Source organism: Bacillus sp. M6-12 (assembly GCF_002860285.1).
GTDB lineage: Bacteria > Bacillota > Bacilli > Bacillales > DSM-1321 > Peribacillus.
On the sequence record NZ_PGVF01000007.1, the window covers coordinates 1 to 12085 of the forward strand.

Here is a 12085-nt window from a genome sequence, read left to right on the forward strand (position 1 = left end):
AAAAAAAAAAAAAAAAAAATCAGGTATCGGCGGGTTCCCGATAGCCTGATCTTTACTAAAAGATTGTATTCTATTGGACGTTCATCCATTCAAATTGTCGCAGCCTTACCTCAAACAATGTTAATGGATCCCGGTAGCTCTCAGGGTTAACATTCATTTCACGCAGGGCTTCTTTGCCCTCCATGATTTGCTGCCCGGCCTGCTGAAGTGTCTTATCCAGTTCGATTTCCGGATTTCTGAAAAACATGGCTACATCTCGTTCGATAGCTTTTTCAAACATTTCAAATTGGCGCAGGAACTTTGTCGTAAACGAGATAGCCTGCTCCTGATAATCCTCGTTTTCCAAAAACTTTTTATAGCTGTTATAAAGCATTGTATTATTTTGCGGTAGCACTCCAAGCAGCTTTCCGGCACCCTTTAAGAGCAGCTGGGCTGGGGTATGGCGGAGAAGGATATTCATTTCTTCTATATGGACACCATTTGCCATTCTGTCTGCATCCCGGCGCCAATCATCTAAAACTTTGAAATCGCAATCAAGAGTCATCTTTTCTTCCCCGAAAAGATTGTTAAATCCTTCAGCCATATCCCACAAAAATTGCTGGCTATGCTTGAATTCTTCATGAGATGCATCAATCCAACTCTGTAATGAGCGGTAAAGCTTTGGCAAAATCGTGACCTTTACATATTCCTGAATTCTCACATTCATTTCTTTATTTAGCTGAAGATGGATGTTTCTAAAATCACTGTCCTCTGTCACCAGCTCTGTACAGCTTCGCAAAATCTCAGGTATTTTCGAGGTTAGTTCATATTTAATTTCCTCTGTACTTTCTGCGAAGCCTGTTTTAATCGACTTTGCCTTTTCCTTCACCAAATCTTCCAGTTGGTGATTCGCTCCATTCAGCTTTGTTGACAGTTGTTCATTCCATTCAATTAAGTTAGTCAAATTGTTTTCCGCATCAATTCTGCGCTGGAATAATTCTGAAACAATCTTACGGATAAAATAAAGCAGCTTATCCGTACGTGACGACTTGATATCCCTGTTTACAAACACATTATTCAGGAATTCAGAGAAGTCACCAAGCTGTTCCATGCTCCTGCGAGTTGCAGAAAATGGGAAAACTCGTGCACTCGGGAAGTATTCCCGTACTACTGAAGAAGTCTCATCGGCAACCTTCTGAACTTCTGTGCCGCTATATAAAGCATCCATTTTATTTATAAGGAAATGGATGGGCAGATTCGGCGCTTGTTTTTGGATCTGAAGCAGGGCGTCACACTCTGTTTCAGTGAACGGTTTCGTGGCATCAAGGATAAACAGCAAACCGTCCGCACCATGTATGTAGCTGAAAAGTTCATTCTTTGCGGAGCTGCCTATCAAACCGGGTGTATCAATAAACGCAAGTCTATTCCTTTGCAGAAAATCAGATGGCAGTTTTACCTCCAGGCAGGTTTCCCTCTGCCCGCGAATGACCGGCATCTCTTCCTGCAGGAACTCCTCCCGGGCTCTTACGTCTGTTTCGCTTATTTCCCGAACTTCAAAAACATCCCCATCCTTAACCATTACAGCCCCTGTAGCTGCTTCACCAAGAATCTGCTCCTGCAGAACTGAATGAATAACGGACGTTTTTCCGCTTTTTTCAGAACCAGCTATCAATAATTTGCGTTCTTTCAAATCAGCGAGCTGACTGACAAACCATTCCAGCCTCCGATCAACATCAAGACCATGGCTGCCAGCCCATTCCGCGACCATCTTAAACAATTGAATTCTTTCTTCAAACCCAGCTTCTGCTTCAACGGCATTCATTATTTTAAATTCCGCATCTTGTACGGCAAGTGCTTCAATCGTCCCCGCGAAATGTTCGTTCCATGATAAAACAGCTGCCGCAGCAGCCAATTCATGCTTTTCGTCAGCAACCTTAAGCCATTGGATCAAAACAGGCGGTACCATGCCCTGGATCTCTTTCACAAAATACTTTCCGCTTATTAGATCAAGATAGGCTTGTTGATAGCATCGTGACAATTCCTGCGATGTAAGCAGAGTGTCAGCTTCTGTGTTCATAAATAGGCTGTTGATAGTGTGAAGCCAGGAAAAATAAGAATCAGTTTCTTTGTAACTCTGCCATAAGGCAACAGCCAGCTTTTCAAAACGGTTAATATCCAGATGGTATAAAGAAAACAGTACGCTTGAAAAATACTCAGGTGCAATTCCGACTGTCAAGCCTCGATCAATATAGCTGGTTAACAATTCAAACCAATGGAAGGATTCTGATCTGACTCCTTCTTTAGCTGCCAGTTCTACAGCATTTACCCAATCCTTCTGATCTTCAAAGAAAGTTTGGGCTATTTCTGCAGCATTAGGGTAATCCGGATTTACTTCCATAATTCTTTTAATTACATCTGTTGCATGTTCCATCCGGTTTTCTTCTATGTAAAGTGAAAATAACTGCAATGATGCTTCTGTATGCAGAGCAGGAATTTCGGAATCTATACTTTTGTAAATCTCTTCTGCAGCAGATAAAAGACCTAGCTCGTAATAGGCATCCGCTGAATTCTTCTTGGCCCACATCATCTTTTCATCAAGGATATTTTCCCACTTAAAAATAGCTGTTTCATAATCCCGGCAGTGAAAGTAAATTTCACCCTGGGCATAACGGATTGACGACAGCTCCGCCATTTCCTTTTTTTGCTCAGAAGCATACATTTCACCCAATATCTGTACAGGATGGCCGGCATCTTCTTCACTTAATAACGTTTCATAGAAACGTTTCTCAATCATTGTTTTATCTAAAGTCATTATGCTCCCCCAATTACTCTTTTTCTATTTCTCTTCCCTTTTTTCATTTATATGTAACCCACCAATCATTATTTTAACAAACAAGCAATCTGCAAAGATTTCAGTTTGCTTACAAATGAAAGACAAGAATTTACTAAACTGTAATGATAATTTCCTTTATGTGGTAGTTAATGTAGTAATAGTATTCCTATAGAGGCAAAACAAAGGAAAAAAATCGTGGACTTGGTATACCGTGCGCTTAAAGGCAACCCATCACAAAATAGTTATCTTATCTTTTTATAATGTCGTCTTGCTTTCGCCCTGTTGCCGCAATCATCCATAGAGCACCATCTGCGGCTGCGGTTTTTGCTTGTATCTAAAAACAGCCAGCCGCATCCTCCGCCTTCACATTGTTTTAATTTCGATAAATCCAAGCTTGTAAGCAACGTGGAAACTGACTGAACAAGCGGACACAAGACTGAATCTAATTCAATTGATTCTTGAAAGGACAATTCAAAAGCAGATCCGCGTTTCTGCAGCTTCAAGCGGCTGAATGCTTTGCCAATATATTGATTCAATCTATCCATATCAGCTTGTTCAGCCGAAGTGCCATTGATAATGCTTACGTAAAGCCGGTAGATAACTTCTCGAAGAGCAATCGCATTCCTGTATACATCCATAGCTTCCTCTTTTTTGCTGAGCGCTTCTTGAATTAGCATTTCTCCATTATCAACTGGAATAATCTTCGCCAGGATGGACCACCTTACTAAAGTTTCATAGTTATGAAGCCATTCCTTCGGATCATCTGTGGCATGCCAGCCGACTGTATTGCAGAAGTCGAGGCTTAGGTTCTGGCCAATAAAACTTATTTGATTTATATCACGTCTCGTACTATTCACATTTGTCCCTCCTTTATAGAAACATTATAACTCTGCTGTCCGCCTGATGCTAATGACGTCCGTTCTGACATTAAAGCAGAGTTTCAAGGAATGGAAAACCTCCTCATAAATTTAAGCCGGGTTGTCACTGGGCATATGCCGTGTCGGCTATCTCCTTCCAACATATTTTATAGGGTATTTAACCTGAGAGAAAAAAAGGAGTGTATCCCTATGAATATGAATTCATTTGGTTATCAGCAAGGATATTTCCCGCAGCAGTCGCAATTCAATTTATCACAGCCACAAAGACAATTTGACCCGATGATGCATCAACAAAGACAATTAGAGCCGATGATGGAACAGCAGCAATTCAATCCAATAATGGAACAGGAGCAATTCGAGCCGATGATGCAGCACCCTTTTGAGCAGCAAAATTCATTTGAGATGAGACAGCCAAATTATCTCCCTATGGAAAACCATATGGATCAGCAGCAAATGTTCATGCCTCAACATGATGATGCTTACAGCATGCCTGTTCAATCCGAACATCATGATTACTATAATATGGTTCAACAGCAGCAAGACGAAAGACAGCCACAGCTTGAAAGAAGAATTAGAGAACTTGAACGGCAAAATGAACAACAAACACGGGAACTAACTCGGCTAAGCCAGGAAATTAACCGCATCAACAGGGAAATAAACAGGATTAATCAGGAAATCTCCCGCCTTAACCGGAACGACGAACAGCATACACGCCGCATCCAGCGTTTAAACCAGCGGCTTCGAGCTGTTGAAAATAGGCTGAATATCCCTTATGTTGGCACTGATTTCTAAAAACAATATCTTAATCTGAAAGAGGCAAATGGCTACCCGTTCTGCCTCTTTCTGCTGGAGCTAGAGATAGATACACTTCTTCCGTTATCGGCACCCTGGATTTTTTATTCCTTAACAACAAGAAAAGGGCAGCCCTCCGAAGGAAGAACTGCCATTAGCTTATTTCTTTTCAGCAACTAGGTCAGGATCGAAGCATTGGAATGCACATAAACAATTGCCGTCAACATGGATAAATTTATTAGTTTTCAGCAGGATTAGTTCATTCTTTGCTAATGTTCTAACAACACTTTTAATTTCAATGCAGCACTCATCGTCATTAAAATCGCGAATTGTAGTACTGCTGCCTTCTTCTACCTTTACTGGCCTTAAAAGCTCCAATCTGATGATGCCTTCTTTTTCATTGACTTTGTTAATAACAAAGAACGGAGTTGCAAAGGATTTAAATTCGTCTTCGCCATTACTATGTTTTATGTGTCTACGGCCAAAAGCGAACAATAAAGTATTTGCCTTCGTAGTAAAAATTAACGGAACGGACTTACTGCGTCTTTCTTGATATACAGGCTGAGTGAGAGCTTTTATACAATTATCAACACTTCCATGCTTTTCTTCTTTTAATTCCTCCTGGATCTTTGCAATTTCGGCAAGTTGTCTTAAAATCCCCCCCAATTCATGCTTATTATGTTCATGCTCCTTGTCTTCGTAAAAAACTTCTGACATAATGTTGTTCCTCCTTGTTTATATAAAGTCAATGTATGAAAATTTACCGATTTCGCTTGTACAAGTTCATTACTTTTTAAAAAAATACCTTATCCAATAAGGAAGATAACTATGCCGTCTGTTCAATATTCTGTTGTTGTCCAATAAAACCAGATAATCGGGACTTTCAAATAAAACAATGCTGCGTGGTAATGGCTCATTAGCTGGTAATACGCTATATTTAAAGAAAAGCCTATGTAAAAGCTCATTGTTTGATTTTGCCTATGTTGCTGTCTGGCTGCAGCACCCGAACCGCCACTAGAGCGGACATCAACTGCCAAGTTTAACAGAGCCAAAGAAAAAGAAGGGGGGATTTATATGAAAAGAAGAAAATTAATTATCACCCATGACATCAGTCAAAAGCATATGGACGAAATAAAAGGGATTGTTCCTGAGTGGGATATTATTGCTGGCAAGGATAGCAGCAGCTGGCAAAACCACTTAATGGATGCTGAAATTATAGCAGGATGGAAAAAAGGAATTGACCAGCAGTGCCTTCTTAGTGACTCCCCTTTACGCTGGGTACAGTCATGGAGCGCAGGAGTTAACAGTCTCCCGCTAAAGGAATTGGCTGCAAGAAATATTTACTTAACAAACGCCAGTGGTGTTCACGCTTATCCAATATCCGAAACAATTTTTGCCCTAATGCTATCCTTAACAAGAAAAATTCATGCATATGTAAGAAATCAGCAATCCAAAACCTGGAACCATTCAGGTATGAAACTTGAGATTCATGAAAAAACAATTGGAATTATTGGAGTCGGGGCGATTGGCAGGGAAACAGCGAAGATTGCAAAAGCGTTTGGAATGAATGTTATTGGAATCCGCCACTCAGGACAAAGCGAACAAAACGTAGACGAAATGTATAATGTCCAAGAACTTGACGCTATTCTTCCTAGGTGTGACTATGTGGTAATCACATTGCCTCTTACGGATGAAACCCGCCATCTGATTGGAGAAAAGCAATTTAATATAATGAAGCCCTCTTCGTTCCTTATCAATATAGGCCGCGGTGAAATTGTAGTGGAGAAAGATCTCATTGAGGCATTAAGTGAGGGACAAATTGCAGGAGCTGGACTCGATGTGTTTACTGTTGAGCCATTAGAACAGGACAGTCCGCTATGGGAAATGGAAAATGCGATTATTACTCCTCACACAGCAGGCTCAACCGAGCATTATAACAAACGGGTAATTGAAAATATATTTATTCCTAATTTAAAAAGGTATATACAAGGAGAATCACTTACGATAAATTTGGTCGATTATTTAAAGGGGTATTAATAACAAGTGCTGAATTATTAAAAATATCAAAAAATATTGACATGTCTAATTTCTTCTGATAAATTATTTTTAAATAATAAAATCAATGACGAGAACGAGTAAGATGGGAACCCTGTTCTACAGAGAACCGGCGGTTGGTGGAAGCCGGTGTCCAGGCCTTGTCCGAAAATCATCTCTGAGATGCAAAGCTGAAAGATGCAAGTAAGCTTTGACGGGTTATCCGCCGTTACAATGGAACACGTATGATTGTACGTTGACTGAGAGCCGTATGCTTTTTTGATATGCGGAATAAGGGTGGTAACGCGAGCACAAACTCGTCCCTATTTTAGGGACGGGTTTTTTTGATTTTATTAAAACAATAAAGGAGAGATTACTTTGAGAAAGCTAGACACCTTATTTATTGGATTAATGTTATTTTCTATGTTCTTTGGAGCCGGAAACCTGATCTTTCCTCCTTTCCTGGGAGCTGAATCCGGAACCTCATATTGGGTTGCAATGGCAGGCTTCATTGTAACTGGAGTTGGACTTCCCTTTGCCGTCCTGCTTGCCGTTTCCCTTGTAAACGGAGGTGCTCAGGCAATCGGGAACCGGGTCCATCCTCTTTTTAGTACAGTTTTTATGGTGATTGTTTATTTATCCATCGGGCCCTTCCTCGCCATCCCAAGAAATGCCAATGTAGCTTTCGAGATGGGGGTAAAGCCTTTCCTTAATGAATCTGGGAATGTTTCAGTTGCCTTACTTATCTTTTCTGTCGTATTTTTTGCCCTGTCTTACGCAGTAAGCTTAAATCCATCAAAAATGGAAAAATACATGGGCCGCTGGATTACTCCTGCGCTGCTGCTGTCAATGGTGGTGCTGTGCGTTGTTGGATTTGCCAAATTAGACGGCCAGCTTCCATTTCCTTCAGAGGCCTATCAGTCCGGCGCCTTTTTCAAAGGCTTCCTTGAAGGCTACAACACAATGGATGCCCTTGCTTCATTAGCCTTTGGTATCGTCATCCTTTCTGCTATCCAGCAAAAAGGAGTAAGTGACAGAAAACAATTAACTAACTATACATTTAAAGCTGCTTTGATTGCTGGCGTATTGCTTTCAGCAGTATATGTAAGTCTGGGGCTGATCGGCGGAAAAATGGCCGCAGCTGGAACGTTTGCCGATGGCACTCAAATTCTTTCGGCTGCTTCTACACAATTATTAGGAAAAGGCGGAGTAACTCTCCTAGGGTTTATTTTCACTCTTGCTTGTTTCACTACAGTAGTTGGTTTAACAACTGCTTGCGGCCAATATTTTTCAAAGCTCATGCCTAAAGCGAACTATAAGATGATCGTTTTAACAGTAACTGTTATCGGATTTACACTGACCAACATGGGACTTGCTCAAATCCTGAAAGTTTCTGTACCATTCTTAGTTACAGCGTACCCGCTAACAATTGTGCTAGTTGTACTTACTTTCTTCAATCGATTTTCCAAAGATTCGAAAAAAGTATATGGCAGTGCCATTCTTTTTACCGCTGTATTTGCCGTGATGGATGGATTAAATACCTTCGGCCTTGATTTAGGGCCACTGCAAAACCTTAAAGAAATATTGCCGCTTTCTTCAGTAGGCCTGCAATGGATTGTACCTGCTCTCGCCGGAACAGGAATTGGCCTTCTGCTCAGCAGCATGGGCAAGAAAGCTCCTGTAACAGAACAGGTAAAAGCATAAAAATGTTTCCACAGGATGGCTGGCTCTGATATACCTGAATAAAATGGATATGTACGTAACCAAGCAATGATGATTAAATTTTAATTAGCCAAATCGCTAATAGTATTAAGACACATATTAATAGCAGAAGCAGGAAATATTATGATTCCTGCTTCTTTTTTATTGTACCTAAGAAAGTAATTAGCGACCAAAGGACTAAATAAAAGGAAGCAGATAAATAGAAATACTTTACGATTTTGTAATTCTACTTTAATGGTTTATTTAAGTTAACTTTACATTGGCCTTTTATAATAAAGTTGATTTTAATATGAAAGGGGAAGCAGGAAATTGAGAGGACTGTTACGAAATGTTTTCTTGTCGGCTGCACTAATAGGAATCGGATCAGGTGTGGTTGCCCATGCAGAGGCGGCTGAACCTGCTGACCCATCGCAGAATAAACACAAAGTGTTAAATATTTCACACCGTGGAGCTTCAGGTCATGCCCCCGAGCACACCCTATTAGCATATGAGCTAGGGGAAAAGATGAAAGGCGATTACATAGAAGTCGATCTTCAAATGACCAAAGACGGTGAACTAATCGCTATGCATGATGAAACTTTGGACCGTACCACAAATGGAACAGGACTTGTAAAAGACTACACATTAGAAGAAATTAAGCAGCTGGACGCCGGTTCTTGGTTTAATGAGAAATATCCGGAATTAGCTAAAGAAGAATATGTGGGCCTAAAGGTTCCTACTCTTGACGAAGTAATTGAAACCTTCGGGCAAGGCGACCGATACTATATTGAAACGAAATCACCTGAAGTGTACCCCGGAATGGAGAAAAAGCTTCTAGAAGTGTTAAAAAAGTATAATTTAACAGGAAAAAAAGCTTCCGATAAAGTACTTATCCAATCGTTCAGTTCGGACAGCTTAAGGATTGTACATGAATTAGATCCCAAGATCCCGCTTGTGCAATTATTATGGTACGATCAACCCGCAACTATTACTGATGCTGAGTTAAACGGATATAAAGAGTACAGCATTGGGGTTGGGATGAACTCCGATATGATCGATAAAGCATACGTACAAAAGGTACGGCAGCATGGGCTGGAAATCCACCCATATACGATCAATGAAAAAGAAGATATGCGCAAACTGATTGATTGGGGAGTAACTGGTCTGTTTACCAACTTCCCTGACCGCTTACAAGAGGTATTAAAAGAGAAATAAAAAATGGTGCCTGCCCTGCAATCTGCTGGGGACCGGCACCTATTTTATTAAAAACTCCGAAAAAATGGTCTCAATCTGTTCAGGAGGCACAGGTTTACTAAAGAAATATCCCTGTCCGATTCTGCAGGCATTTTCAATTAAAAATGTTACTTGTTCCTTTGTTTCAATTCCCTCAGCAACCACTTGAAAGTTTAGATTATGTCCCATATCAATAATTGTTTTTACAATTGCACCTTGTGTATTATCCTGTGTAATGCCATCGACGAATGACTTATCAATTTTAAGAATATTGATCGGCAAATGGTTTAAATAACTAAGAGATGAATATCCTGTTCCAAAATCATCAATAGACAATTTCACTCCCAAATCTTTTAACTGATTCAAAATCATGCTGGATTTTTCTATATTTTGCATAATACTTTCAGTTATTTCTAGTTCTAAAAGATTCGGTTCTAGCCCGGAATATGCTAGTTCCCCTTTTACCGATTCGACAAACTGATCATCCTGAAATTGGCGGACGGAAATATTCACGCCAACTGGGACTTGCATTAGGCCAGTATTTTGCCAGGTTTTGTTTTGCTTACAGGCCGTTTGTAAAACCCATTTTCCTATAGGTATAATTAGCCCTGTTTCCTCTGCCAGAGGAATAAACTCAGAAGGCGATATCCATCCCAGCTCAGGGTGCTTCCAACGGATTAATGCTTCAATCCCTACTATTTCTCCTGTGGTTAACTCCACTTGAGGCTGATAAAACAGCTTTAATTGGTTCAATTCTACTGCCTTTCGCAAACCATTCTCCAATTCCATCTTTCGGGAAGCAAGCATATTTAAATGCGATGAATAAAATTTGAAGTTATTTTTACCGTGTTCTTTAGCAAGATACATGGCTGTATCGGCCAGTTTTATCAACGTTTCCTCATCATTTCCGTCATCCGGGTATATGCTGATTCCAATGCTTGGTGTTACATAAAACTCCTGTCCGCCAAGTTCTATTGGATGGACAAACTGATCTACAATACACCCGGCAATCTGGGCTGCTTTTTCTTTATCTGCGTTTTCCAGCATAATGATGAACTCATCGCCGCCTTGTCTCGATACCATACCGGCTTGGAATACAGCCTTTGACAAACGCTCCGCTACTTTTTTTAATATAAGATCTCCGATAGTATGACCCTTTGTATCATTGATGATTTTAAACCGGTCCAGATCGAGGAAAAGTACCGCTAATTTATGGCTGTCCGGCTGATTTAAAACTTTAGTCAAGTGTTTCCTGAACATGTTTCGATTGGGCAGGCCAGTTAATGTATCATGATAGGCCATAAACTGAATTGTTTTTTCTGCCCTTTTACGCTGTGAAATATCCCTGCCTACTACCTGGTTGACAACCCTGCCTTCATAAAAGATAGGCATAGCCGACGCTTCGATATCAATAGCTGTTCCGTCGAGCTTTATTGCCTGGAATTGCCCCCCAAAAATTCCTTTCTCGCTAGATTCTATTCCAAGTTCGTTGTCCTTAATTTTTTGGAATATATCCGGCGAAATAAATCTTGAGATAGGCTGCCCCACAATTTCATCTATTCTTTTTGCCCCAAAAAGCCGGCATCCCGCTTCATTTATATAGTCGATTTTCCCCTTGCTGAAAACGGCAATAATATCAGGTGACATTTCGACCAAGCTTCGGTAGCGGCCCTCACTTTCTTTACGGTCGGTAATATCAAATAATACGCTATTAAAATCACTAAATTGGCCCTGTTCATTTATTGTCGGTATTCCTCTGTCCTGTATCCAGCGCACTTCCCCGTCAGGACGGATAATCCGATATATACTGGTTATGATTTCACCTCTTAAAAACTGCTCATTTCGTTCTGCGATAACAGGTAAATCCTCTGGATGAATAACCTTTTTCCAAAGCTCATGATCTTTGTAGAAATCGATGAGCGGATATCCATACAGCTTCTCTATGCCCGGCGTTATCATTAAAGTATCGGCTTTCAAATCATGGGACCATATAGCGACATCAAGGGTATCAAAAATACTATCCAATCTTTGTTTATCCTTCTGCAGATCAATTACTGTTCTATCCATCCCTCTAAAAAAAAGGAACAAAACAAACAAGCTGCATAGAAAGCAAAATACGGAAGCTCCTTTGATATAGGCTGCATTAGGAAAAAGAACATCTCCTGCCACAATCAAACACTCTGTCAAAATAATTAATCCTAAAATTAGAAACCACATACGTTTGTATACATTTTTTTCAGTTCTCATTTAAATTTTCCCTCGAAAAATGTTCTAAAAAATTCTATTATTTTACAAACAATTCTATCATAAACAAGATAATTACAGATATAATAATTAGCTTAAATTATCATAGTGTTTAGACATAAAACGGGCCGTTCTTAACCTGACTTCTTTAATCAAGCGATTGATTAAAGGGAAAATCATAGGTAGTAATGAAAAAAAGAGTGAACCGCAACGGGTTCACCCGCAAAAGCAATTATTTGTTATTTGTCTGGAAAAGAGACCAATCTGCACCAATTTGTTCGGCATAAGAAAGATAATTAACTTAAATGCAAAATAGAAAGTTGTATCCTTTAGCTTCGCTGACACCGCCTTTATTATGTTAGCATGTGGTAACTAATTATTCTTATTTCCA

The 12085-nt window shown here is 40.0% G+C and carries 8 protein-coding genes and 1 other annotated feature; of the genes, 4 read left to right on the forward strand and 4 right to left on the reverse strand.

Annotation, left to right across the window (positions count from 1 at the left end; translation table 11 throughout):
- Positions 1–70 precede the first annotated feature (70 nt).
- Together CVD28_RS10550 and CVD28_RS10555 are read right to left on the reverse strand one after the other, a co-directional pair.
- The gene (locus tag CVD28_RS10550; protein WP_101592344.1) at positions 71–2791 is read right to left on the reverse strand and encodes a dynamin family protein; all 2721 of its coding nucleotides are present in this window, start codon (positions 2789–2791) and stop codon (positions 71–73) included.
- A 263-nt stretch (positions 2792–3054) separates the two neighbouring features.
- Positions 3055–3669 (reverse strand): CGNR zinc finger domain-containing protein, encoded by a 615-nt coding sequence (locus CVD28_RS10555; RefSeq protein ID WP_101592345.1) that lies wholly within the window; start codon positions 3667–3669, stop codon positions 3055–3057.
- A gap of 459 nt (positions 3670–4128) precedes the next feature.
- Between CVD28_RS10555 and CVD28_RS10560 the strand changes: the two genes are divergently transcribed.
- Positions 4129–4482, forward strand: coding sequence for a hypothetical protein (locus CVD28_RS10560; RefSeq protein WP_374702519.1), 354 nt, complete (start codon positions 4129–4131; stop codon positions 4480–4482).
- 159 nt (positions 4483–4641) lie between these two features.
- Here the strand turns inward: CVD28_RS10560 and CVD28_RS10565 are convergent, their stop codons facing one another.
- On the reverse strand, positions 4642–5199 hold the full coding sequence (locus CVD28_RS10565) for a CotY/CotZ family spore coat protein (RefSeq protein ID WP_101592346.1): 558 nt from the start codon (positions 5197–5199) through the stop codon (positions 4642–4644).
- A gap of 357 nt (positions 5200–5556) precedes the next feature.
- On the opposite strand from CVD28_RS10565, the gene CVD28_RS10570 reads away from it, so the two are divergent.
- The 3 genes from CVD28_RS10570 (at position 5557) to CVD28_RS10580 (ending at position 9432) form a co-directional block, all read left to right on the forward strand.
- Complete coding sequence (locus CVD28_RS10570; protein WP_101592347.1) at positions 5557–6519, forward strand: D-2-hydroxyacid dehydrogenase; 963 nt, start codon at positions 5557–5559, stop codon at positions 6517–6519.
- Between the two features lie 76 nt (positions 6520–6595).
- Positions 6596–6844 (forward strand) — a binding site (T-box leader).
- 50 nt (positions 6845–6894) lie between these two features.
- Entirely contained in the window at positions 6895–8220 is a 1326-nt protein-coding gene (gene brnQ, locus CVD28_RS10575) for a branched-chain amino acid transport system II carrier protein (RefSeq protein WP_101592348.1), read from the forward strand.
- Between the two features lie 327 nt (positions 8221–8547).
- A complete protein-coding gene (locus CVD28_RS10580; RefSeq protein ID WP_101592349.1) occupies positions 8548–9432 on the forward strand; it encodes a glycerophosphodiester phosphodiesterase in 885 nt (294 codons plus the stop codon).
- Between the two features lie 39 nt (positions 9433–9471).
- Here CVD28_RS10580 and CVD28_RS10585 read toward each other — a convergent pair whose 3' ends face one another.
- Complete coding sequence (locus CVD28_RS10585; RefSeq protein ID WP_101592350.1) at positions 9472–11697, reverse strand: sensor domain-containing protein; 2226 nt, start codon at positions 11695–11697, stop codon at positions 9472–9474.
- Positions 11698–12085: the final 388 nt, after the last annotated feature.

What these genes read in the sequence shown, in the direction of transcription:
- CVD28_RS10550 (WP_101592344.1), bottom strand. Translation starts at nt 2,791, where the DNA reads ATGACTTTAGATAAAACAATGATTGAGAAACGTTTCTATGAAACGTTA.
- CVD28_RS10565 (WP_101592346.1), bottom strand. Translation starts at nt 5,199, where the DNA reads ATGTCAGAAGTTTTTTACGAAGACAAGGAGCATGAACATAATAAGCAT.
- CVD28_RS10560 (WP_374702519.1), top strand. Translation starts at nt 4,129, where the DNA reads ATGGATCAGCAGCAAATGTTCATGCCTCAACATGATGATGCTTACAGC.
- CVD28_RS10570 (WP_101592347.1), top strand. Translation starts at nt 5,557, where the DNA reads ATGAAAAGAAGAAAATTAATTATCACCCATGACATCAGTCAAAAGCAT.
- CVD28_RS10585 (WP_101592350.1), bottom strand. Translation starts at nt 11,697, where the DNA reads ATGAGAACTGAAAAAAATGTATACAAACGTATGTGGTTTCTAATTTTA.